At 69.8% G+C, this 21,530-nt stretch carries 24 protein-coding genes and 2 pseudogenes; 18 read left to right on the top strand and 8 right to left on the bottom strand.

The features are described from left to right. Both IPZ69_RS14615 and IPZ69_RS14610 read right to left on the bottom strand, forming a co-directional pair. Nucleotides 1-426: organic hydroperoxide resistance protein (locus tag IPZ69_RS14615; protein WP_235454549.1), on the bottom strand; the 426-nt coding region annotated here is incomplete at its 3' end. A 387-nt stretch (nucleotides 427-813) separates the two neighbouring features. Beyond that, nucleotides 814-1,659 carry an alpha/beta fold hydrolase gene (locus IPZ69_RS14610; RefSeq protein WP_235454548.1) on the bottom strand — a complete coding sequence of 282 codons (846 nt, stop codon included), beginning with the start codon at nucleotides 1,657-1,659 and terminating at the stop codon, nucleotides 814-816. Nucleotides 1,660-2,012: 353 nt separating this feature from the next. Here IPZ69_RS14610 and IPZ69_RS14605 point away from each other — a divergent pair, with 353 nt between their 5' ends. After that, complete coding sequence (locus IPZ69_RS14605) at nucleotides 2,013-3,134, top strand: alpha/beta fold hydrolase (RefSeq protein ID WP_235454547.1); 1,122 nt, start codon at nucleotides 2,013-2,015, stop codon at nucleotides 3,132-3,134. Nucleotides 3,135-3,391: 257 nt separating this feature from the next. After that, nucleotides 3,392-3,586: a hypothetical protein gene (locus IPZ69_RS14600; protein ID WP_235454546.1), complete on the top strand. Its 195-nt coding sequence runs from the start codon at nucleotides 3,392-3,394 to the stop codon at nucleotides 3,584-3,586. A gap of 7 nt (nucleotides 3,587-3,593) precedes the next feature. On the opposite strand, the gene IPZ69_RS14595 is transcribed toward IPZ69_RS14600, so the two are convergent. From IPZ69_RS14595 to IPZ69_RS14585, 3 genes and pseudogenes are all read right to left on the bottom strand, one after another. Next, on the bottom strand, nucleotides 3,594-3,791 hold the full coding sequence (locus tag IPZ69_RS14595) for a hypothetical protein (protein WP_235454545.1): 198 nt from the start codon (nucleotides 3,789-3,791) through the stop codon (nucleotides 3,594-3,596). A gap of 114 nt (nucleotides 3,792-3,905) precedes the next feature. Continuing rightward, on the bottom strand, nucleotides 3,906-4,469 hold the full coding sequence (locus tag IPZ69_RS14590; protein WP_235454544.1) for a CGNR zinc finger domain-containing protein: 564 nt from the start codon (nucleotides 4,467-4,469) through the stop codon (nucleotides 3,906-3,908). A 247-nt stretch (nucleotides 4,470-4,716) separates the two neighbouring features. Then, nucleotides 4,717-4,878, bottom strand: a pseudogene (locus tag IPZ69_RS14585) (ATP-binding cassette domain-containing protein); the annotation flags it as partial. Between the two features lie 366 nt (nucleotides 4,879-5,244). Here IPZ69_RS14585 and IPZ69_RS14580 point away from each other — a divergent pair. The 6 genes from IPZ69_RS14580 to IPZ69_RS14555 all read left to right on the top strand — a co-directional run bounded on the left by IPZ69_RS14580 (nucleotide 5,245) and on the right by IPZ69_RS14555 (nucleotide 11,518). Then, nucleotides 5,245-5,970, top strand: a complete 726-nt coding sequence (locus tag IPZ69_RS14580) for a molybdopterin-dependent oxidoreductase (protein WP_235454543.1) — start codon at nucleotides 5,245-5,247, stop codon at nucleotides 5,968-5,970. Beyond that, nucleotides 5,918-6,568, top strand: coding sequence for a cytochrome b/b6 domain-containing protein (locus tag IPZ69_RS14575; protein ID WP_235454542.1), 651 nt, complete (start codon nucleotides 5,918-5,920; stop codon nucleotides 6,566-6,568). Before IPZ69_RS14580 ends, IPZ69_RS14575 begins: the two co-directional genes overlap by 53 nt. A 72-nt stretch (nucleotides 6,569-6,640) precedes the next feature. Further along, nucleotides 6,641-8,311, top strand: coding sequence for a tannase/feruloyl esterase family alpha/beta hydrolase (locus tag IPZ69_RS14570; RefSeq protein WP_235454541.1), 1,671 nt, complete (start codon nucleotides 6,641-6,643; stop codon nucleotides 8,309-8,311). Nucleotides 8,312-8,944: 633 nt separating this feature from the next. Next, a complete protein-coding gene (locus tag IPZ69_RS14565) occupies nucleotides 8,945-9,088 on the top strand; it encodes a hypothetical protein (RefSeq protein ID WP_235454540.1) in 144 nt (47 codons plus the stop codon). 422 nt (nucleotides 9,089-9,510) lie between these two features. Continuing rightward, nucleotides 9,511-10,560, top strand: coding sequence for a PP2C family protein-serine/threonine phosphatase (locus tag IPZ69_RS14560; RefSeq protein WP_235454539.1), 1,050 nt, complete (start codon nucleotides 9,511-9,513; stop codon nucleotides 10,558-10,560). A 367-nt stretch (nucleotides 10,561-10,927) separates the two neighbouring features. Continuing rightward, a complete protein-coding gene (locus IPZ69_RS14555; protein WP_235454538.1) occupies nucleotides 10,928-11,518 on the top strand; it encodes a hypothetical protein in 591 nt (196 codons plus the stop codon). A gap of 230 nt (nucleotides 11,519-11,748) precedes the next feature. On the opposite strand, the gene IPZ69_RS14550 is transcribed toward IPZ69_RS14555, so the two are convergent. Continuing rightward, entirely contained in the window at nucleotides 11,749-12,420 is a 672-nt protein-coding gene (locus IPZ69_RS14550) for a hypothetical protein (RefSeq protein WP_235454537.1), read from the bottom strand. A gap of 257 nt (nucleotides 12,421-12,677) precedes the next feature. Between IPZ69_RS14550 and IPZ69_RS14545 the strand changes: the two genes are divergently transcribed. The 3 genes from IPZ69_RS14545 (at nucleotide 12,678) to IPZ69_RS14535 (ending at nucleotide 14,085) form a co-directional block, all read left to right on the top strand. Next, nucleotides 12,678-13,367: a DJ-1/PfpI family protein gene (locus IPZ69_RS14545; RefSeq protein WP_235454536.1), complete on the top strand. Its 690-nt coding sequence runs from the start codon at nucleotides 12,678-12,680 to the stop codon at nucleotides 13,365-13,367. A gap of 95 nt (nucleotides 13,368-13,462) precedes the next feature. Further along, a complete protein-coding gene (locus IPZ69_RS14540; protein WP_235454535.1) occupies nucleotides 13,463-13,792 on the top strand; it encodes a hypothetical protein in 330 nt (109 codons plus the stop codon). Between the two features lie 2 nt (nucleotides 13,793-13,794). Next, nucleotides 13,795-14,085 carry a DUF3817 domain-containing protein gene (locus IPZ69_RS14535; protein WP_308407461.1) on the top strand — a complete coding sequence of 97 codons (291 nt, stop codon included), beginning with the start codon at nucleotides 13,795-13,797 and terminating at the stop codon, nucleotides 14,083-14,085. A gap of 12 nt (nucleotides 14,086-14,097) precedes the next feature. On the opposite strand, the gene IPZ69_RS14530 is transcribed toward IPZ69_RS14535, so the two are convergent. Next, nucleotides 14,098-14,694 carry a hypothetical protein gene (locus IPZ69_RS14530; RefSeq protein ID WP_235454534.1) on the bottom strand — a complete coding sequence of 199 codons (597 nt, stop codon included), beginning with the start codon at nucleotides 14,692-14,694 and terminating at the stop codon, nucleotides 14,098-14,100. Between the two features lie 204 nt (nucleotides 14,695-14,898). Between IPZ69_RS14530 and IPZ69_RS14525 the strand changes: the two genes are divergently transcribed. From IPZ69_RS14525 to IPZ69_RS14500, 6 genes and pseudogenes are all read left to right on the top strand, one after another. After that, nucleotides 14,899-15,147: a hypothetical protein gene (locus IPZ69_RS14525; protein ID WP_235454533.1), complete on the top strand. Its 249-nt coding sequence runs from the start codon at nucleotides 14,899-14,901 to the stop codon at nucleotides 15,145-15,147. 78 nt (nucleotides 15,148-15,225) lie between these two features. Continuing rightward, nucleotides 15,226-15,546 carry a hypothetical protein gene (locus tag IPZ69_RS14520; protein ID WP_235454532.1) on the top strand — a complete coding sequence of 107 codons (321 nt, stop codon included), beginning with the start codon at nucleotides 15,226-15,228 and terminating at the stop codon, nucleotides 15,544-15,546. Nucleotides 15,547-16,060: 514 nt separating this feature from the next. After that, on the top strand, nucleotides 16,061-17,083 hold the full coding sequence (locus tag IPZ69_RS14515; protein ID WP_235454531.1) for a helix-turn-helix domain-containing protein: 1,023 nt from the start codon (nucleotides 16,061-16,063) through the stop codon (nucleotides 17,081-17,083). Between the two features lie 158 nt (nucleotides 17,084-17,241). Then, nucleotides 17,242-17,445 (top strand): cold-shock protein, encoded by a 204-nt coding sequence (locus IPZ69_RS14510; protein WP_235454530.1) that lies wholly within the window; start codon nucleotides 17,242-17,244, stop codon nucleotides 17,443-17,445. An 87-nt stretch (nucleotides 17,446-17,532) separates the two neighbouring features. Next, nucleotides 17,533-19,221, top strand: coding sequence for a DEAD/DEAH box helicase (locus IPZ69_RS14505; protein WP_235454529.1), 1,689 nt, complete (start codon nucleotides 17,533-17,535; stop codon nucleotides 19,219-19,221). A gap of 96 nt (nucleotides 19,222-19,317) precedes the next feature. Further along, nucleotides 19,318-19,709: pseudogene (locus IPZ69_RS14500) on the top strand (phosphotransferase); the annotation flags it as partial. 78 nt (nucleotides 19,710-19,787) lie between these two features. On the opposite strand, the gene IPZ69_RS14495 reads toward IPZ69_RS14500, so the two are convergent. After that, entirely contained in the window at nucleotides 19,788-20,525 is a 738-nt protein-coding gene (locus tag IPZ69_RS14495; RefSeq protein ID WP_235454528.1) for an SDR family oxidoreductase, read from the bottom strand. A gap of 150 nt (nucleotides 20,526-20,675) precedes the next feature. Here IPZ69_RS14495 and IPZ69_RS14490 point away from each other — a divergent pair, with 150 nt between their 5' ends. Then, nucleotides 20,676-21,473 (top strand): helix-turn-helix transcriptional regulator, encoded by a 798-nt coding sequence (locus IPZ69_RS14490; RefSeq protein WP_235454527.1) that lies wholly within the window; start codon nucleotides 20,676-20,678, stop codon nucleotides 21,471-21,473. The last annotated feature ends 57 nt before the right edge of the window (nucleotides 21,474-21,530 follow it).

The raw sequence follows: 21,530 nt of genomic DNA, 5'->3' as shown, positions 1-21,530 counted from the left end.
CGCGGTGGCGATGGGGTTGAGGGTGACGGGGATGTTGTCCCGTGTGGCCTTGGAGTAGGGGCAGATCTGGTGGGCGGCCTGCGTGAGTTCCTCCGCGGTGGCCTGGTCCACGCCGCCGAGGACCGGGCTGAGGAGTGCGGAGAGGGAGAACTCGCCGTCGTCGCCGTGGGTCAGCGTGATCTCGGCGGTGATGGTGGTGCTGGTGAGCCGGATCTTGCGGATGGCGGCGGCGCGACGCAAGGCACCGAGGAAGCAGGCGGCCCAGCCGGCGGCCAACAACTGCTCGGGGTTGGTCGCGTCGCCCGCTCCGCCGAATTCCTTGGGGATGGCGAGCTGGGTCTCCAGGAGGCCGTCGGAAGAGTGGACGTGTCCGCCGTTACGGCCCTCTCCGTCGACGTCGACTCGGGCGGTGTAGGTGACTGCCATGGCTCGTGCTCCCCATCTGGGTCGGAGGTTTCGATTGGCCTCGGATCCGGGACGCCCTTAGTGCGTCACTGGTTGAGGCAGTGACGCCATCATGGCAAGTGGTCGCGTCACCCGTCAAGGTAGTGACGCGGCGGACCTGTGCGGGCGCGATCAAGCAAGCCGCACGTGCGACCCAGTGCGAAGCAGTGCCCCTGCGTCAACGCGCGTGAGCTCGCCGTGCCCTTGACGGGCATGGCGAGCTCAGGGGCGTATCGCGGATGGGGGTGTGGCAGGACGGCGACGACCGCGAGGGGGAAGCGCCGAGCGGGCCGGGCGGGCCGTGAGGACCCGCCGGTGTGCGGGTGTGCGGGTGTGGGGGGAGTGGGGCCGTCTTGTCCAGCCGCCCGGTCAGCCGGCGGTGGCGCGGGCGGCCCGCTCGATGACGTCCGCGACGAGGCGGGGGTGGGAGACGGCGACGGAGTGCGAGGCCGCCACCTCGGTGGTGCGGGCGTGGGCGCGCTTGGCCATGAAGCGCTGGACGGCGGCGGGGATGTTGAGATCGCGCGTGGTGACGATGTCCCAGGACGGCGTGGTCTTCCAGGCGGCGCTGGTCGCCTGCTCTTCCAATGCCGCCTGAGCGATGGGGCGTTGAGCGGCGGCCATGAGTGCGGCCTGACCGGCGGGGACGTCGGCGGCGAACTGGTGGCGGAACTCGTCCTGTCGGATGTACAGGTCGGTGGCGGTGGTGCCGTCAGGCTGCCGGTAGGTGACGGGGTCGAGCGCGTCGGGGAGGGTGGAGCCGGGGTACTTGCCGGTCAGCTCCAGCGCGCTCTCCCCGGGAGCCGGGAGGAACGCGGCCACGTAGACAAGGGCCTTGACCTGGGGGTCGCCGGTGGCGGCCTGACTGATGACGTTGCCGCCGTAGGAGTGGCCGACGAGGATCTTGGGTCCCTTGACGTGGTCGAGAACGGTGCGCAGCGCGGCGGCGTCGGAGGCGGGGCCGCGCAGCGGGTTGGCGGCGGCCACCACCGGGTAGCCGTCGGCGCGCAGTTGGGCGATGACGCCGTTCCAGCTGGAGCCGTCGGCGAAGGCGCCGTGCTCCAGGATGACGGTCGGCCTGGCCAGGTGGCCGACGGTCCGGGTCGCGCCGTCGGCGGTGCCACTGAGGGCGAAGGCGCCGAGCGCGAGCCCCGCTGTGACCGTCGCGGCCACACCCGTCATCCGCCGCTTGCGTCCACCCTTGATGTTCACCACGACAAGCCCCTTTCAGGCATTTCTTCCAGGCATATCGGTGAGGGGGCGAGACGATCGTCACCCCCCTGACCGGTGCCGAATGTGTCACGCCGTGTCGTCACCAGTCAAGGCGGTGATGCGTTGCGGTGGGCCGGTGGGCCGGTGGGCCGGTGGGCCGGTGGGGCGTGAGGGGTGCGGCCTCCGTGGCGGTGACGCTCAAGGCGATTCACTCTCGTCACCTGTTTGACAGGTGACGCGCTCTGTGTGAGTGTCGTTGCGACACATGCCGCGGCGATCTCGCACCCAAGAGCGCGGGCGGCAGTTCTCCCGGTCACGGACCGGTCACCGGAATGCGCACGACGGAGGGGCTTCTCATGATCAACAGGCGTACGTTCACCCGGGCCGTCGGTCTGGGCACCGGCGCGGCCGCGGTCTCACTGACCGGCCTGCAGTCCACCGCGTCAGCCGCCCGCGGTGCGGGCGGCGAGTACGGCGTGAACGGTGCCGACGCAGCGGCGACCGCGCACGCCCCGGGCGGTACACCCACCCCCGCCACCATCACTCTGCCCGCCGTCACCCCCGGCACCCACACCGCTTTCCCCGCGCTCAAGCGCGTCAGGGCCGGCGTCCTCGACATCGGCTACGCGGAGGCCGGACCCGCCCACGGCCCGGCCGTCCTGCTCCTGCACGGCTGGCCCTACGACATCCACAGCTACGTCGACGTCGCCCCACTCCTCGCCGACCAGGGCTACCGCGTGATCGTTCCCTATCTCCGCGGCCACGGCAGCACCCGTTTCCTGTCCCGCCGTACCCCGCGTACCGCCGAGCAGTCCGCCGTCGCGCTCGACATCGTCGGCCTGATGGATGCCCTGAAGATCGAGAAGGCGGTGCTCGCCGGGTTCGACTGGGGCTCGCGCACCGCCGACATCATCGCCGCCTTGTGGCCCGAACGCGTCAAGGCCCTTGTCTCGACCGGCGGTTACCTCATCACCAACCGCAAGGCGCAGCAGGAGCCAGCCGCCGCGGCCGTCGAGCACAACTGGTGGTACCAGTGGTACTTCGCCACCGAGCGCGGCAAGAAGGCGATGGAGAACGTCGACGAACGCATCGCCCTGTGCCGCTATGTGTGGACCCTCGTCTCACCCACCTGGGACTTCGGCGACGCCACCTTCCAGCGCACTGCCCAGGCCTTCATGAACCCCGACTACGCGGCCATCGTCCTGTACAACTACCGCTGGCGCATCGGCTTGATCGAGACCGACCGCCGCTACAGCCGCTACGAGGCACAACTTGCCGCGCAGCCGCCCATCGGCGTCCCCGCGATCACCCTCGACCCGGCCCTCGACCCCTTCACCCCGGCCGGCGACGGTTCCGCCTACCGCGACCACTTCACGGGCCGCTACGAGCACCGCACCCTCGCGCGCACCGGCCACAACCTGCCCCAGGAGGCGCCGACCGCCTTCGCGCAGGCCGTCGTCGACGCCGACCGCCTCTGACTGGTGAGCCCTCAAGATCGAAGGACGGCATCAGTCGCGAGCGCGACGCGGTGGGGCTCGGCGCCTACGCCAAGTACAAGGGCCGTCACTGTTCGACGGACGTCGGCCCGTCCGGCGACGCATGTGTGCACACCCTCACGCTCATCACCGCCTTGACTGGTGACGCATGCGGGTGCATCCTCGGGGATGTCAAGTGCGACAGTAGGACGGACGCGATCCGCTCGGCATAAGAACACCGACGAAGTGGAGTACGGGTCATGAACAAGGAACTCGCGGCGGACGTCGCCGCGGCAGCGGCACGGCACGCACGCTTTGGCAAGCTCCCCGAGCGGATCCGCTTCGAGGATATGACCCAAGAGGTGGAGAGCGAGGCGGGCGGGACCGCCACCACGTACAACCCCGAGGGCTCGTGGCAGTACTTCTCGTGCCTCGCCCTCGACCTCGGGCTGTAACCGGCACTCACCCTGCGTCACTCCACCCGTCCCGGTCGGCTCTGACCGGGGTGTACATCACGGACCGCTGCTCCTTGGCCGGGCGCGGCTCGTCGTGGCCGCCCAGGCGGTCGCCGAGCAGAGGCCGGTGTGCCTGCCACGGCGCGCCGGCCTTCGTCGAGCCGGACGCCGCCTCGGCCGGGGTGCGTCCCGTTGTGGCGTTCACTCACCGTCGTCGGCGATGCCGTGCAAGCTGTCCACGCCGAAGACCACCTGTGGACATGTCTGCCCGGCGGCGACACGTGTGCCCACTGACCGGGGCACACGTGTCCCCGCCGGCTCAGCTCCCGGCCGCGGTGGGCGTCGTCTTCTTGCGAGCGCGGTAGGCCGCCGCCTTGATCTTGTTGCCGCAGGACTCCATGCCGCACCACTGTCGCCGCATGCCCCGGGAGCGGTCGATGTAGACGCGCGTGCACTCGGGGTTGCCGCACTCCTTGAGCAGCGGGACGTCCGGGCCGCTGAGCAGTTCGACGGCCTGCCGGGCGACGGTGGCCAGGGCCTGCTGCGGGGTTGCGTCGGTGTGCCGGCCCGCCAGGGTGAGCTGTGGCGTCACCGGGACCTGGCGCGCGGCGGCGTTCAGGACCGCCAGGGCCTGCCGGTCGAAGTCCTCGCCGAGGCGGCGGTCGGTGACGAGCCGGTAGACGGCCTCGCGCAGCGCGATCGCCGCCCGGACGTCGTCCGGCTCGCCGGGCGTGATCGTGTCCACGAGCCCGGACTCCAGGTACCAGGCGTTGAGCCGGTCCGGCGTCACGAACATCTCGAACCGAATCGAGCGTCGGGCGCGCAGCGTGGCCGCGAAGTCGAGCGCCGGGTGCCCGCACACGAAGACATGGTCAAGATTCACATCACCATCTTGACAGGTGACTGTGGTGTGGCGCAAGGCTCGGGCTGGGCGCAAGCCTCACTCCACCCGCAGCCCGCGCGCGGGCCGTTGCACATGCCGGCGGCTCACACCTCGGGCGCTCCCGTCTCCTCAATGCTCCCATCTGCCAGCCGCAGCCAGCGGTTCACCCCGATCTCGGCGAGGAACCGCTCGTCGTGGCTGACCACCAAGCGCCCCGACAGGAGTTGAGCGCGCTCTCCAGCTGCCCCGCGCCGACCAGGTCACCGGTCAGGGGCAGGCTCTGCGGCAGCTGGCCGAGCGTGCCGCTGACGGACGCCGAGCCGGTGGCGGGCCGCAGCTCGCCGGCGATCAGCTTGAGCAGGGTGCTCTTGCCGGAACCGTTGGGGGCGACCAGGCCCGTGCTACCGCTGGCCCCGGGCAGACATGGGGAAAAGGGGTACGACGAACGGGCCACCTCTGCGGCGCTCCCTCAGTGCGTCCGGTGGCCGTCAGATCCGGGTCTCACCCGGAGATGTCGTCGTCACCCGCCACGTCTGCGACTCCTCGATACGCGGTCTACGTCTCGGTGCACGGTCTACGTCGCCGGCAGCGTAACAGCCTCCTTCTCGCGCCCACTTGCGTCCCGCTGCTCCCCGGCCGTCCGCCGCGGCCGGATGCGTGTGTTGACAGCCCGAAGACGCCCATGCCAGCATCGTCACCAGTTAAACCGGTGACGTCGACTCCGAAGGGCGGCCCGGCAGAGTTCACACGTGTGTCGCGAAGGAGCGCAGTCACCATGTCAGGAGGAACACCGAAGCGGGCGTCCGAGGGAGCCCCGGTGGGACGGCGGGCGCTGCTCGGCGTCCTCGGCGCGGGCGCCGCCGGACTCGCCGCGGCGCCCTACCTCCAGCACGGCTGGGAGAGATTCCTCGGCGCCGCTTCCCAGGCCGACCCCACGGGCCTGACCGGCCTGCTGCCCAACCCGGGAGGCTTCCGCTACTACAGCGTCGTCGGCTCGGTGCCGCGCAAGGACGCCACGACCTACCGGCTACGGCTCGACGGCCTGGTGCGCACACCGCGGACCTACACCCTGGACGCACTGCGCGCCCTGCCGCAGACCCGGATCGTCCACGACGTGCTGTGCACCGACGGCTGGCGGGTGAAGCAGACCCCCTTCACCGGGGTGCGTCTCGCGGACCTCCTCGACGCCGCCGGCGTGCGCCCTAGCGGCGCGGCGGTCCGCTTCACCTGCTTCGACGGCGCCTACAGCGAGAGCCTCACCCTGGAACAGGCACGCCGCTCCGACGTCCTGGTGGCCCTGACCATGCAGGACAAGCCCCTCACCCACGAACACGGCGGCCCGGTCCGCCTCTACGTGGCGCCCATGTACTTCTACAAATCGGCCAAGTGGCTGTCCGGCATCTCGGTCACCGACAAGGTCGTCCCCGGCTACTGGGAGGAGCGCGGCTATGCCGTCGACGGCTGGCTCGACGACGCCGACCGGCACGACAGGGCGGCCTGAACTCCGCGACCGCGTACGCCGCTTCAGCATCGTCGAGCGCACGGTCCACCAGACCACCGTTCTTCTGATGCTGCTGTGCGTGACCACCGCGGCCTGCCTCTACTTCGCCCCGCTCAGCCAACTCATCGGACGACGCCACCTGTTGGCCACGATCCACGTATGGTCGGGCATCGCCCTGCCGCTGCCCTCCCTGCTGGGCCTGTTCTCCGCCGCGTTCCGCGCGGACCTGCGCAGGCTGAACCGCTTCGCGCCGTACGACCGACAGTGGCTCAGCGCCGCCCTCCGGCGCCGCACCGCCCCCGAGGCCCGTCCGGCCGGCAAGTTCAACGCGGGCCAGAAGCTCTACGCGGGCTCCCTCGCCGGCGCCGTCCTGGTCATGCTCTTCACCGGCCTGCTCATGTGGTGCGTGGGCCTGCTGCCCTTCATCTCCCGCACCAGCGCGATCTTCGTCCACGACCTCGTGGCCTGGGCGATCGCCATCGCCCTCATCGCACACCTGCGCAAGGCCCTGGCCGACCCGGAAGCGCTGCTCGCCATGCGCACCGGACACGTCAGCCGGACCTGGGCCGAACGGCACCACAAGCACTGGCTGCCGTAAGCCCCCCTACCTAACCGCCCTGCCCCCACTTCTTGTTTGCCTCTTGAATTGCCTCTTGATCGGGGAAACACCATGAAACGACGACTTCTTGCTGCCCTCGCGACCGGCGTGCCGCTGATCACGGCGGCGGTCTACCTGCCGACCGCGTCCGCGCAGCCGTCACGCGGCCCCGCCTCGGTATCCACCCCTGTCACCTGCTCCCCGCAGTCCGTCCAAGCCCCGGCCGGCACCAAGGTGGAGAAGACGACGGCCGTCCGGCACGAGGCCGGCACCGTGGACGTACCTGAGGTCTGGCCGCTGCCCGCGGACCACGTCGACGACGTACCGGCGTTCTGCGACGTGACGATCACGCTCACCCACCCGGGAGCCGGCGATCACGCCAAGGTGCGGGTATGGCTGCCCCTGCGGGGCTGGAACGGCCGCCTGCAGACGATCGGCGGCAGCGCCTATGCCGCCGGTGACTACGGCAAGGGCCTGGCCAACGCGGTCAAGAACGGCTACGCCGCCGCGACCACCGACGCCGGCGTCAGCACCTACGTCGACACCAGCTGGGCCCTGAACAGCGACGGCCAGGTCAACGCGGCGCTGCTGAAGAACTTCGCCAGCCGCTCCGAGCACGAGGCGGCGGTGATCGCCAAGGAGGTCATCGGCAGCTTCTACGGCAGGCCCGCCTCCTACGCGTACTTCAACGGCTGTTCCACCGGCGGACGTCAGGGCTACGCGGAGGCCCAGCGCCACCCCGACGACTACGACGGCATCCTGGCCAACGCGCCCGCCGTCAACTGGGACGAGTTCGAGGTCGCCACCCTCTGGCCGCAGGTCGTCATGAACCAGGAGAAGACCTACCCGACCCCGTGCGAGCTGGACGCCTTCACGAACGCCGCCGTCAAGACCTGCGACCCGCTGGACGGCGCCGAGGACGGCCTGGTCGACGCCCCCGAACGGTGCGGTTTCGACCCGCGCAGCCTGATCGGCACCAAAGTACTGTGCGCGGGCCGGGAGTTGACCATCACGGCGGCCGACGCGGTGGTCGTACACAAGATCTGGGACGGCCCGCGCACCCCGTCGGGCAAGAAGCTGTGGTCCGGCGTCCCGGTCGGAGCCGCCCTGTCTGGCCTGGCGGGCACCACCCCGCCCGACGCCGACGGCAACGTCAAGGGCGCGCCGTTCCCCGTACCCGCCGCCTGGATCGCCACATGGCTCAAGAAACAGCCGTCCTTCGACGTTTCGTCCATCACCTACAGCCAGTTCACGCAGCTGTTCAAGCAGTCCGAGGCCGAGTACGACCGCGTCATCGGCACCGACGACCCCGACCTGACCGCCTTCCGCGACTCCGGCGGCAAGCTCCTGACCTGGCACGGCCAGGCGGACGAGTACATCCCCACCCAGGGCACCGTGGAGTACCGCAAGCAGGTCGAGCGGACGATGGGCGGCGCCAAGAAAGTCGACGACTTCTACCGACTCTTCCTCGCCCCGGGCACACCGCACTGCGGCCTCAACAACGGCAGCGGCGCCACGGTCGACGACCTGGGCGCCCTGCGGAACTGGGTCGAACACGGCAAGGTCCCTCGGACCCTCCCCGCCACCTTGCGCAACGCCTCCGGCGAGCAGATCACCCGCAACCTGTGCAGCTACCCGCAGGTCTCCCGCTACGACGGCCTCGACGACGGCCAAGGCGCCACAACCGCCACCGCCACCGCCACCGCCGCTGGCTTCCGCTGCGCGCTCCCGACCCACCACTGACCTTCCAGGTTGCCCCCGTACGGGCCACTCTCGTACGCCGCCGACCTCCCTCCCATCTGGACAAAGCGATGGCCCGCCACCCGCGGTGGCGGGCCATCGTGCGGAGTGCCGGATGACGGTCAGGCGTCGCGCGGCGGGCCGCACACCGAGAGCTTGTCGCACAGCTGCGAGCCGTTCATGGCGCGCCACTGCCACTCCATCGCGTCATGGGTGTTGGGGCCGTAGACACCGTCGAAGCCGCCCGTGTCCTTGCCGTAGCAGTAGTCCAGGGTGACCTGGAGCGCGTAGACGACGTTGTTGGAGGCGCCACGGCGCAGCGTGCAGAAGTTCGTGCCACGCAGTCCGACGGTCGGGACGTCGGTGTAGTACCCGTGCGTGTCGTAGTACTTGGTCGTGGTGCCGCACCCCGAAGCGGCCTGAGTCGACAGACCGCTGATGACGAGACCGGCGGTGAGGGCGGTCAGGGCGCCGAGGCATCGAGGGCGCGTTTCATGATGGGTGTTCCCCCCGGTGGTAACGATTGTTACGCCGCAGGTCAGGCGGCGGCTGACAACAGATCAGCAATGGGGATCTCAAGATCTTCTGTCTGCGGGCGGGGTCTCCTGGACGGGCGTCGTAGGCTCCAGGTGGCTGGTGTTGTTGCAGCGGCCGGACGAGCCGGCGCTGATGCGGGAGGCTGCCGAGAATCTGTGGCTGCACGGACCGGACTGGGACGACATCGCGGCGGATCTGGCGGGGCAGGCCGATTTCCTGGAGGCCAGCGGCAAGGGCTCGTAGGCGTCGGGACGGATGGCCTGGGGTGGGGCTCACGATGCCTTGTTTACGCCGCGTAATCACAGTGTGTACATGGTGTGAGGGGGCTAGCTCGGTGCCTCCTCGGCTGTCGACGGTCCTCGCTTGAAGGCAGAAATGTCGACGTTCGAAGGCGGAAATGCCGGCGGATCCCATCAATGCCGCGATCAGCTGGACCGGGAACCGTCCGGCCGGTGATCTGGCGAACGCGGAGCGGGCCCGACTGGAGCCGCATCTTCGTAGGCTTCGGGCGGACGGCGATAAAATTGCCCAAATCGGTGGCCTGGCTTCCGGACCTAGGCTGCTGCTCGGCCTGTGTGACCTTGGGGAGCGGCACGGTGGCGAGGTCTCCTGAGGATCGCGGAGTCCCGCGCAGAGCTCGTGCGCGGGGCAGGCTGCTGCCCGTCGTGCCCGCTCTGCTGCTGCTCGTCGGCCTGCTCGTCGGCCTCTTCACACCCCGCGATGTCAGGCCGGATGCCTTCCTCGCCACGGCCATGGTTTCCGCCGCCGCACTGCTGCCCCTGTGGGGGACGGTGTTCACCGGAGTGGGCGCGTGCGGCATCTTTCTCGGCCTGATGGTGGACTTCGATGCGCTGCGGGACGCGACCGCCTACTCCGAGCTGGCCACCCTCGTGGCGATCGCGGCATTCTCCGTCTCCTTCAACCGCCTGCTGAGCCGACGCGCTCATCAGCTGCTTCAGGTCCGCTCAGTGGCCGAGACAGCCCAGCTGGCGGTGCTGCATCCGATACCGCGACACCTCGGGCACGTCACGCTGGAGAGCCTCTACCTGGCCGCCGCGGCGGAAGCCCGGATCGGGGGCGACCTGTACGAGGCGATACGCACCCCGTACGGCGTACGGCTGCTCATCGGGGACGTACGCGGGAAGGGCCTGCTCGCGATCCAGGCGGCCGCGACGCTGCTCAGCGCCTTCCGTGAGGCCGCTCACGACGCGCCCGACCTGCCCCGCCTCGCGAGCCGCCTGGAGACGAGCATGAGCCGCTACTCCGCCCAGTACCCGGAGGTTCCGGGCTCGGAGCCCACGGAACGCTTCATCACCGCTCTCCTCGCCGAGATCCCGGACGACGAACCGGTCGTCCGGACCGTCACCTGCGGCCACCCGCCCCCGCTGCTGCTGCACCGCGGCGAGGTCCGTGAGCTGGATCCCGCTGCCCCCTCGCCGCCGCTCAACCTGGGCAACCTGGTGAGCGACGGCTACCACGTCGACCTCGCCCCCTTCCACCCCGGAGACCAGCTCCTGCTGTACACCGACGGGGTCACTGAGACCCGCGACCGCTGCGGCGCCTTCTACCCCCTCACCGATCGCATCCGCTCATGGAGCGTCGATGCGCCCCACCAACTCCTCGACCATCTCCACCGCGACCTGATCGCCTACAGCGGCGGCGCACTCGACGACGACATCGCCGCCCTCGTCGCCAGGCGGCGCCCGCGGTTGTGATCATGCGGTGCGACCTGTTCACGGACGGTGAGGTCGTCCAGCTCCAGCGGCTGGGAACACTGGCGTGGGTGCGGGCTGTGTCACGGCGTCCTTCACCTTTCGAAGCTGCCCTCACCCAGCGGATCTGCGGTCGCCGGGGTGCTGGGTGGTTTGACGGTCGCTCTCGGGTGCCTGCGCGGCGCAGCAGCTGTGGGCTGACGGCTGTCCATGCGCGGCTGCGGACCTTTGGAACGTGGTGGGAGCTGCCGTTCAACTCCTTCACGCACAGTCCGCGCCTGTACTGGACGCACCCAAAGTACCCGCCGACGCTGCGGCCCGACCCCAGCGGGTACGGCGTCGCGGGCGGGCTGCCCGATGCACGGGTCAGGTGCCGGCCGGCGCCGACCGCCGGATGTGCGTGTTCAAGGTCGAGTACGAGTACTGCAACGAGTGGGGGTGTCCGGCGGCCGAGGCAGGACAGCCGGATCCACGGGTGCTGGTCACCGTCTCCGACGGGGAGTGGGTGCTCCAGGCGGGCTCCCTCTCCGAGTTCTTCCTGCAACTCGCCGTACAGCGACTGCCCTCGTACTACGGCTGGACGGTGTATGGAGACGACGACACCGAACGAATCGTGGCGTGGGTCAAGGACGAACTGCCCACGCTGGGTTACCAGCCGTGGCGTGAACTGGGTCAGCACATCACCGTGTTCGGCGCACTCGACGCGCTGGTCTTCCACGACACCGGCGCGGGTGACGCCGAGTTGACCGTCTACGGCCGCAGCGCGGAGGCGCTGGAGACGCTGGGCGCCCGCATGGGTCTCGACTGGTCCGAGCGGATCGAGACGCCTCGTGCGGTGCAGGACGCCCCGAAGCCGATCGCGCTGCTTCCTCGACACGGACGACATCAGTGGCCGCTGGACGGTGCTCTCGACGTCCCCGGACCCCATGGAGCCCGGCACCGAGCAGTACTCGGCGAGTGACGACGGCGTCGGCCCCTGGACCGTGTCCGGAACGCTCGCCGTCACCAGCGACGAGGACGGCACCCTGCGGGCACGCCGGCTCGACAGCGACGCCGATCCGGTCGTCGCCCGCCCGGAGGGCGGACCCGTAACAGCCCTGGCCTGCATCGAACTTCCAGACGAGGGGCCGCTGATCGCGAGCGGGTATCCCAACGGGACGTCTGTTGCCGCGAGTTGGCGCGCCGACGCCCTCAAGTCGGGTATCCGATCTCCGCAATGTCCTCGGCCAGGCCGAAAAGCTCGATGTCTGGGTTGAGCACGGCGACGATCTCCGCGGTCAGCGGGTGCCCGGCCAGGACGTGACGGACGGCCTCGACGTCGACGGGAACTTCGTAGTACTCGGACGCCCACTTCGCGTAGGCCTCCGGCGAGCGGTCGACGAGGAGCTCGAAAAGGACGTCAGCACCGTCCGGGGCGCCGTCCCCCTCCTCGGGGAAGACAATGGCGCCGGTCTGCCAGAGGGTGTCGGGCGTTCCGCGCCAAAGGCAGCAGGTGATGGCGGGGACACCGCGCTCGTCGCAGAAGGCGGGCTCCTGGACGTACGGGCGGAAGACCTCCGGCACGTCGTCGACCACGCCCGGCCATACCGCGGGTACGTCCATACGTGCCCAGGGACTCATGAGCGACTCGTGGTCGAAACCGCGGACGTAGGCCCCGGCGGCTGAGAAGGCGATCGCGTACTCACCGCCGATGCCGTCCCGCATCGACGCCATCTGCTTGCCCTCAGCCCAGTGGGCGTCGTAGGAGTAGAACCGCGCATCCCACTCCGGGCTGAGTACGGCGTCCAGCATGGCGAGCCCTTGGCAATGGCTGCGCAGCGCCTCGATACCCGGGAGCGCCCTGGCCACGTCAAATACGGTCACGCGGCCATTCCATCGCACCCCACTGACAGCCGGGCGAGTGATCCGCATGGTGTGAAGGGCGAGAAGGTACCCCTCCGACGGGCTGCGGATCAGCCTTCGCTCCGCGCGGACGGAGCCCTGGCACTATTCCGTTGCACAGTGACACTTTTGCCACTGGGAGGTGCGTCGGAGGCCGCATAGCGTCGAGAACGTTCGCGGCCCGATACCGGGCCGGTTTCGACGTAGACCCCGTTCTCCGTAATCCCCGAGGAAGTGCCATGCACGTTCAGATCGTTCTGTTCGACGGCTTCGACCCGCTCGACGTCATCGCCCCCTACGAGGTGCTGTACGCGGGCGGCATGGCATCCGACGGCGCGGTGAGCGTGGAACTGGTCTCGGCCGAAGGCCCCCGTGAGGTGGTCAGTGGTACGGGAGGACTGGCGCTGCGTGCCACGGCGGCCCTGGACGCCGAACGGCCGGGCTACGTCCTGGTGCCCGGCGCCTCGGGCCGCATCGGCGAACCGGGCGAGGTTCCCGAGGAGGGCGAGGGGGCCGGCGAGGCGGAGCAGGACGAGCTCATCCCCGTACTGCTCGGCCGCACCCTGACCACCGAGCTGCCCGCCCTGCTGAAGACGGCGATGGCGCATCCGGACGTCACGGTCGCCACGGTGTGCGGCGGCTCGCTGGTCCTGGCCATGGCCGGACTGCTGGAGGGTCGCCATGCCACCTCCCACCACCTGGGGCTGGATCTGCTGGACGCCACCGGCGTCCACGTGGTGAACGCCCGCGTCGTGGACGACGGCGACCTCGTCACCGGCAGCAGCGTCACGTCCGGACTCGACCTTGGCCTCTACCTTCTGGAGCGCGAGGTGGGTCCCCGCGTCGCTCACGCCGTCGAGGAGCTGTTCGCCCACGAGCGGCGCGGTGTCGTCTGGCGCGCCCAGGGGCCGGCACCAGTCTCCTTCTGATTCTGATTCTGATTCCGATTCGATCTGGGTCGTCTCCTTCTGACCCCGCCCCGCACCGTCTTGTCGTGCACCACACCGTGAGGAAGCAACGCACCATGCAGTCCGCTGAAGGCACCTGGGATCTGACCATGTCCACCCCGATCGGCCGGATGAAGGCCGTGATCGAACTCCGCTCCCGGGACGGCGTCCTGACCGGGACCGCCCATGGGACGGGCGAGGACGTTCCGCTGACCGAGGTTGTCCTCGACGGCGACCGGCTGACCTGGAAGCAGGCCATCACCAAGCCCTTGCGGCTGAACCTGGCCTTCGACGTGAGGCTCGACGGCGACACCCTCACCGGCACGTCCAAGGCCGGACGCCTGCCCTCCTCCAAGCTCACCGGCGAGCGGCGTCGCGTCCGCCCCGAGTCCGTCAACGAGGTGTGAGCGTGGGGCACTTGCGGTCGCTGCGCATCGCGGCGCATGTCGAACTCGTCACCCTGGTCGTCATGTTGGCCAACCTCGCTACGGCACACCTCCGACCCGTCTCCGCCGTGATGGGCCCCAGTCACGGGTGCGCCTACCTGTTCGTCGTCGGCGCGGCCTGGCGGCTCAGGCAGGCCCCGGCCACCGCGAAAGCCGTGGCGCTCGTTCCGGGTGTGGGCGGTCTACTGGCCCTGCGCCACCTCGACCGTTCCGGCACGAGCCGTCCGTACGTCGAGGAGTCCACCTCGTCATGACTCGTGCGGTGTCTACTCCGGAAGGCTTTGTGTCACCTTCAAGCCGTGATGCGTGAGGTGAGTTGTGAGGAGCTGAGCCAGAACGCTGGACACGTCGTTGGGCTTCAGCAGGCGGTCGGCCTCCGTATCGTCCGAGGGGAAGCCGATGTGTTCGGGCCAAACGATGGCCCGGCTGAAGAAGTCGCACAAGACGTCGAAGAACTCTTCGTCCGAGCGATCGGGAGCGGTCTTGCCCAGTGCCGTCAGGCCGGCTTCCACGATGGTGTTGATGTACCGCCGGCGCGCGTTCCTCTGGTGTCGAGCCTCGCTGGAGGCACTCTCCTCGCTCACCTCCACCACGTGAAACCTGCTGGGGTCGCTGCCAGGCCCGCTACTCGGCCACTCGTCCGATTCGCGGGCCTTCACCAAGGCCTCCTCCATCGAACCCGCGTGAACGTAGTCCACCCGCACGATCCCCTCATCGATGCTCTCCAGCTCGACCCGGTAGTGCGGTAGGTCGTTCTGCTGCACTTCGGGCGACTGCTGAGGGACGTGCTTCGGGTCATCGTTCCCGGCCCCCTCTGGGGCGGCAAGGTTGCGCGCGTTCTGATTCGACGGTGACTCACTCATTTGCTCTCCTCAGGGGGACTCTACACATCACGTATACATGATGTGTATACGTGATGTGTATAGATGGGGTGCGCAGCGCAAGTGGACAGCAATGGACAGCTGCCGCCCCGGTACGGCCTGGAAAGTGGACACCAGCCGCGAAGAGCCTGTGCTCCATGAGCCCTGCACGCTCACTCGGCAACACCGACGCCAAGGAGAAGCTTCATGGAGCGACTGCTGTTTCCCGGTGACCCTCAGTTCTGGTACGAGACCCTGCGCTCGTTCGGCCATATCGCCTACGGCGGCTCCGACTTCGGTGAGGTGGTCGCCGTCATCCGCGGCATCATCGCGGGTGACTACGGCAGTTGGCACGACGAGTGGCTGAGCATGGCCGACCGGGTGGCCGGCGAGGCCGCACGGGCCCTGGACACGGGGCACGCGGTGAGCGCCCGGGACGGCTTCCTGCGGGCCTAGAACTACTATCGGTCGGCCGAGTTCTTCCTGCACGGCCATCCCTGTGACCCACGGCACGAGCTTGCCTTCGCGCGCTCCGTGGACTGCTTCCCGGCGGCGGCAGTCCTCTTCAGCCCCCGGATGGAGCCGGTCCAGATCCCGTCCGAGGACACCACGCTGCCCGGCTGCCTCTACCGGGCCGACACCTCGGGGGAGCCGCGCCCGACCGTGGTCATGCACAACGGCTTCGACGGCGCCGCTGAGGAGAGGGCCTTCTTCGGCGCGATGGCCGGCGTCGAGCGCGGCTACACCGTGCTCGCCTTCGACGGTCCCGGTCAGCCAGGTCCCTGCACCGCGAAGGTCTGGTCTTCCGCCCCGAGTGGGAGAACGTGGTGGGTCCGGTGCTGGACCTCGCCATGATTCTGCCCGAGGTCGACAGCCGTCGGGTGCCCTGCTCGGCAACAGCATGGGCGGCCTCCTCGCCCCCAGGGCCGGGCCCACGATCCCGTCTGCCGACAGGTGGTGGTTGCTCTGCCATGCGCGCGTCGTGACGGCCGTCGGACCGTCGTACGCGCAGGAGACCCGGTGTCTCGCCAGGTAGCCGTCGGCCCACAGGATCGCCTGCCGCAGCCCGACGACATCACTGGGCGCGGTTCGGCCGGACTCCAGCAAGTCCGCCGCGTGCAGGTCGGACAGGACTACCCGACCGCCCGGCCCCCGCTCGCCCTCCGTCCGAGCGGCCCCGGCGCACAGGGCTCCCACGACCAGTACGCACAGCGCGGCGCTCGCCGCGGTCCTCCCACGCATCCACCCGTCTTAGCCGCGTCCGCAGCCAACGGCCAATGAATTCGGCGGAATTGACGGTGCTGGTGGCCTATGCCACGTCGATACGGTGAGGAGATACGGGAGACAACTGGTGGTGCCGGGGGCCTCAGTGACCGAGTGGAAGGCGTTGCCGGACGACCTTCCATCGGACGTCCGTCTTCTGCTCACCGATTTACGGACGTTGAAGATCCGCAGCGGACTGAGCCTGGCGGCACTCGCCGAGCGGACCCCGTACAGCAAGTCCTCCTGGGAGCGGTACCTCAACGGCAAGACGCTGCCGCCACGGCAGGCGGTCACCGTTCTGGGGAAGCTGTTGGACGCGGAGCCCGCCCGGCTCGCCGCGCTGTGGGAACTGGCCAAGGCTGCCACCCACGATCAGCAGGCAGGCAGCGGACGAGCGGCGCAGGCCGCGCCGTCGGAAGCAGCCGCCGACCTGACCGCGGCCACCGCCCCGACGCCGTCCGCCTCCGGAACCGAGGCGACCGCCTCCTCCGGCGACACCGTCGCGCCCCGAACACCGGTTGCCACCACAGGAGACGCGGGGCGACGGCGTCCTCTCCGGAACGTACGGCTGCTCTGGGCGGGGGCTCTCGTCCTGACCGTCGTAGTCCTGGGCACCTTTGCCGTGCTGATGAACGGGGACTCGTCGGCACGCACCGCACGAGCCGCCGTATCCGCCACCGACACCGCGGGCAGGCAACTCGACGTGAACTGCTTCGCGGACAGGTGCGCCGGCAAGGACCCGAAGGAGGCCGGTTGCGGGGGTGACGCGTGGACCTCGGCCATGACCAAGGTGCAGCAGGTCTATGTGGAACTGCGCTACAGCGAGGCCTGCAGGGCCGCGTGGGCCCGTATCAGCTGGGGGCGCCCCGGCGACATCGCCCGCGTCGTGGGCCCGGGCAACAGCGCCCACCAGAACAAGGTGCACTACGACACCGACACCTACAGCGCCATGCTCGCCGCCCCGACCCCGTCCGCCGTCAGGGCCTGCGCCGTCCTCACCTCCGGCCGACACGGCTGCACGGGCCCCGGAGGCTCCCAACGCCTCACCGAACCACCGAATCCCCCGGTCCCCTCGCTGTCCGCCACCCAGCCGCGATCGACAGGCCCGAGCCGTTCAGGGACGGGGTGACCCTCCGCACGGGCCGCCGGACCTGTGTTAAGGTTCCCGAGTTGCAGTTGTGGTACCCATGAACCCATGTGCGCCTGACGGGAATGTTTATCCTTCAGGCGCATTATTTGTTTTCCGGCATCTCCGGATGGGGCCTCTGCCTATTGAAGGAGAAAGTCATGGCACAGGGAATCGTGAAGTGGTTCAACTCTGAAAAGGGTTTCGGCTTCATCGCGCAGGACGGCGGCGGTCCGGACGTCTTCGCCCACTACTCGAACATCGCGACCCAGGGCTTCCGTGAGCTCCAGGAGGGCCAGCGGGTCTCCTTCGACGTCACGCAGGGCCAGAAGGGCCCGCAGGCGGAGAACATCGTCCCCGCCTGATCACGGGACGCGTATCCGCTCACCGGGGTCCGCACCGTCATGGTGCGGACCCCGGTTTGTGCTGTTTCCAGGAAGGCAGATCACCGCATGTCCCGCAGGCCCCAGAAGCCGAACCGGCGCGCCTCGTCCCGCCCACCGTCCGCGTCGTCACCGAGTGAGTTCCGGCTGCCGGAAAGCACGACGCCCGCACTTCCCGCCGTCGAGGACTTCGCCGGTCTGGACATGCCCGCCGCGCTGCTGAAGACCCTCACGGCGCAAGGTGTGACCTCCCCCTTCCCCATCCAGGCCGCCACCCTGCCGAACTCGCTCGCCGGCCGTGACCTGCTCGGACGGGGACGCACCGGCTCCGGCAAGACCCTCGCCTTCGGGCTGGCCCTCCTCGCCCGCACGGCCGGACTGCGCGCACAGCCCAAGGCGCCCCTCGTTCTCGTGCTGGTGCCCACCCGTGAACTCGCCCAGCAGGTGGCGGACGCGCTGACCCCCTACGCGACGGCGGTGAACCTCCGGCTGGCCACCGTGGTCGGCGGGCTGTCCATCACCAAGCAGGCCGGTGCGCTCCGGCGTGGTGCCGAGGTACTCGTGGCGACACCCGGCAGGCTGAACGACCTCGTGGAACGCGGGGACTGCGTGCTCGACCATGTGCACATCACGGTGCTGGACGAAGCCGACCAGATGACCGACATGGGCTTCCTGCCGCAGATCACCAAGCTGATCCAGCAGGTGCGGCCGGACGGACAGCGCATGCTGTTCTCGGCCACCCTGGACCGCAACATCGACCGCCTGGTGCAGCGGTTCCTGACCGACCCCGTGGTGCACTCCGTGGACCCGTCCGCGGGAGCGGTGACCACCATGGAGCACCACGTGCTCCACATCCAGGACGAGACCGACAAGAAGGCCGTCACCACGCGTATCGCGGCCCGTGACGGTCGGGTCATCCTCTTCCTCGACACCAAGAGGTCCGCCGACCGGCTCGCCAAGCGGCTGCTGGCCGTCGGTGTCCGCGCGGCGGCCCTGCACGGTGGCCGGTCCCAGCCCCAGCGCAACCGCACCCTGGAACAGTTCAAGAACGGCCAGGTCACCGCCCTGGTGGCGACGAACGTCGCGGCCCGGGGCATACACGTCGACGACCTCGACCTCGTCGTGAACGTCGATCCCCCCACCGACCACAAGGACTACCTCCACCGGGGCGGCCGCACGGCCCGGGCCGGCGGTTCCGGAAGCGTGGTCACGCTGGTCCTGCCCGACCAGAAGCGGGACGTCACCCGGCTCATGTCGGACGCGGGCATCCGCCCCCGGACGGCCCGCATCACGTCGAGCGACGCGGAACTGGCCACCATCACCGGCGCCCGCGAGCCGTCCGGTGTGGCCGTCACCATCGAGGTCCCCCAGCCGGCGACACCGACGGCGTCCCGCCCGGAGCGCAGGACCGGCGCCGAGCCCGGCGGCCGATCCCGCCGCCGCCGGAACGGCGGCGGGGCCAAGACGGCGACGGGTGCTGCCAACGGAACGAGGGACCGGGGCGTGGACCGCCGTGCCGCGGCCGGGGCCGGGGCCTCCGGCGGGACGTCCGCGGTCCGCGGGGGTGCCGCGGGCGCAGGCGGCCGCGGTTCCGACCGCCGGGTCGGGGGCGCCGCGGCGAAGGGCGCTGCCTCCGGCAACGACCTCCGCGGCTCCGGCCGACGGGCAGCGGCGGGCGGAACGAGCGGCGGCGCTGCCGACACCGGCGGCCGCGGCTCCGGCCGCCGAGGAGGCCACCGCAAGTCCGACGCGCGGTGATCCTTCCGCTGGGGTAGCTCAACCGTCCACGCGCAGGGTCCGGCCGAATCGGCCGGACCCTGCGTCGGCTGTGCTGCCGTTTCGGGAGAACTATGGCCACTGGCCGACAGTGCCGAGCAGTTCGCCGAGAAGCTTGCCGCGGCCACCGAGCTGGGACTGCTCCCCGATCCGGACGCCGTCCGCGCGGTCTGGCAAGACGCCGTTGCCGCGCCCGCGTGGGCGGGCCCGGCGCTGTGGCTCCACGGCGACCTGCATCCGGCCAACGTCCTCACCGCGGGCGGCACCTTCTGCGGCAGCCGGCCCCGGACGCAGCGACCCGGCGCCGCGCCCGTGGCTGGGCCGTGCTGCAAGTCCTCGTCTGCATTCTCATCGGAGAGGCAGGCATACACGGCCGTCCGGGCGGCAAGCCCACCTGGGGCCCACCCGCCCACGCCGCGCTGCGACGCCTCACCACGACGAGCCACCGCTCCGGTTCCCCAGCACCGTAGAACAGCTCGAACTCCCTGCCGATGTCGCGCCGTTGATTCAAGGCCCAGGACCGAAATGCGCCTCGAACCCGGGCGGGGTCAGCTCTGGGCCGTGGGGCGGACCACGATCTCGTTCACGTCGATGGTCGCAGGCTGCTCGATGGCGAACGCGATGGCCTGGGCGATCGCCTCAGGCGGGATCGCGATCCGGTCCCGCATCTCCGTGATCTGTGCTCGGACCTGCGGATTCGTCGATGCCTCAGCGAAGTCGGTCCCTACTACGCCAGGCGAGACAGTGGTCACCCGCAGAGAATCACCGGCCTCCTGGCGCAAGCCTTCGCAGATGGCGCGGACCGCGAACTTCGTACCGGCGTAGACCGCCATGGTCGGCACGATGCGAAACGCGGCCGTGGAGGCGACGGCGATGAAGTGGCCCGCGCCCTGGGCCCGGAAGACCGGCAACGCTGCGCCGATTCCGTGCAGCACACCCTTCACGTTGACGTCGACCATCTGGTCCCACTCGTCGACCCGCAGATCGTCCAGCGGCGAGATGGTGCCGACCCCCGCGTTGCTGACCAGCACGTCGAGCCGGCCGAAGCGCTCGCCGGCCAGCGCGACCAGGGCGTGCAGGTCGTCCCGTCGCGTCACGTCCGTGCGGATCTGCACGGCCGCGCCACCCGACTTCTCGATCCGCGCTACCAGCTCCGCGAGCCGCTCGGACCGGCGCGCGCCCAGGACGAGCCGCGCGCCTCGCTCGGCGAGCAGCAGCGCGGTCGCCTCGCCGATGCCGCTGCTGGCTCCCGTGATCGCCACAACCTTGCCGTCGATTCCCGACACGATGTCCGCCTCTTCCTTCTGAAATACCGGTGACCGATGACCCACGGGTCATCGGTGGGAGCCGTACCTCCCCCCTCGGGATCCAGTCTGTAAGGGCTTTAGCCTGGTATCCAGAAGCTATTTATTCTGGAACCAGGGGTGCCATCCACCATGCCGACGCAGCCGAACCAGCGCCGTGAGCTGGCCGCTTTCCTGCGCAGTCGCAGGGAGCGGATCACTCCTGACCAGGTCGGGCTGCCGCAATCCGGCCGACGGCGGACACCGGGCCTGCGCCGGGAAGAACTCGCGCTGCTCGCCGGCATCAGCGCCACCTGGTACACGTACCTTGAGCAGGGCCGGGACATCCGCGCCTCGGACCAGGTGCTCGACGCCCTCGCCTCGGCGCTGCGGCTGGATCGACACGAGCGCGGTCATCTCTTCCGGCTCGCCGGTCATGCGCCTGCGGTCGACATCGAAGGACCCGAGCCCCTCGCCGCCGAGGTGGCTGCCGTCCCGCTCCTGCTCCAGCCGCATCCGGCGTACATCATCGGCGGCAACTACGACGTACTCAGCCACAACCAGGCGGCCGACGATCTGTTCCCGCACCTCACCGCGGCGGACGGGCGAGCGAACTTCGCCCGTTGGACGTTCCTCGAACCTGCCGCCCGGGACGTTCTGGTCGACTGGGAGAGCGAGGCACGCGGACTGCTTGCCCGCCTGAGGACGCTTGCCGGGCGCCACCCGGGCGACCCCCGATACACCCGGCTGATCGACGAGTTGAACGCGGGCAGCCCGGAAGTACGGGCCTGGTGGCCGCAGTACGACGTGCAGGCCCGGCACGGCGGACGGAAACGGCTACGGTGCCGGGAGCGCGGGATCGTCGACTTCGCCTACACCGCGTTTCATCTGGCCGAGCAGCCCGAACAGACCCTGGTGATCTACTCCGACCACCAAGAATCGGCTGAATGACTGCGCGGCGCACAGCGGCCTTCGTGGCCGCCGTTGCGCCGCACAGCATCGCACCGG

This window comes from Streptomyces olivochromogenes (assembly GCF_021538895.1).
GTDB lineage: Bacteria > Actinomycetota > Actinomycetes > Streptomycetales > Streptomycetaceae > Streptomyces > Streptomyces olivochromogenes_A.
This window is presented reverse-complemented; position numbering and strand designations above follow the sequence as displayed.

What these genes read in the sequence shown, in the direction of transcription:
- IPZ69_RS14605 (WP_235454547.1), top strand. Translation starts at nt 2,013, where the DNA reads ATGATCAACAGGCGTACGTTCACCCGGGCCGTCGGTCTGGGCACCGGC.
- IPZ69_RS14600 (WP_235454546.1), top strand. Translation starts at nt 3,392, where the DNA reads ATGAACAAGGAACTCGCGGCGGACGTCGCCGCGGCAGCGGCACGGCAC.
- IPZ69_RS14580 (WP_235454543.1), top strand. Translation starts at nt 5,245, where the DNA reads ATGTCAGGAGGAACACCGAAGCGGGCGTCCGAGGGAGCCCCGGTGGGA.
- IPZ69_RS14575 (WP_235454542.1), top strand. Translation starts at nt 5,918, where the DNA reads ATGCCGTCGACGGCTGGCTCGACGACGCCGACCGGCACGACAGGGCGG.
- IPZ69_RS14570 (WP_235454541.1), top strand. Translation starts at nt 6,641, where the DNA reads ATGAAACGACGACTTCTTGCTGCCCTCGCGACCGGCGTGCCGCTGATC.
- IPZ69_RS14545 (WP_235454536.1), top strand. Translation starts at nt 12,678, where the DNA reads ATGCACGTTCAGATCGTTCTGTTCGACGGCTTCGACCCGCTCGACGTC.
- IPZ69_RS14540 (WP_235454535.1), top strand. Translation starts at nt 13,463, where the DNA reads ATGCAGTCCGCTGAAGGCACCTGGGATCTGACCATGTCCACCCCGATC.
- IPZ69_RS14530 (WP_235454534.1), bottom strand. Translation starts at nt 14,694, where the DNA reads ATGAGTGAGTCACCGTCGAATCAGAACGCGCGCAACCTTGCCGCCCCA.
- IPZ69_RS14525 (WP_235454533.1), top strand. Translation starts at nt 14,899, where the DNA reads ATGGAGCGACTGCTGTTTCCCGGTGACCCTCAGTTCTGGTACGAGACC.
- IPZ69_RS14510 (WP_235454530.1), top strand. Translation starts at nt 17,242, where the DNA reads ATGGCACAGGGAATCGTGAAGTGGTTCAACTCTGAAAAGGGTTTCGGC.
- IPZ69_RS14505 (WP_235454529.1), top strand. Translation starts at nt 17,533, where the DNA reads ATGTCCCGCAGGCCCCAGAAGCCGAACCGGCGCGCCTCGTCCCGCCCA.
- IPZ69_RS14490 (WP_235454527.1), top strand. Translation starts at nt 20,676, where the DNA reads ATGCCGACGCAGCCGAACCAGCGCCGTGAGCTGGCCGCTTTCCTGCGC.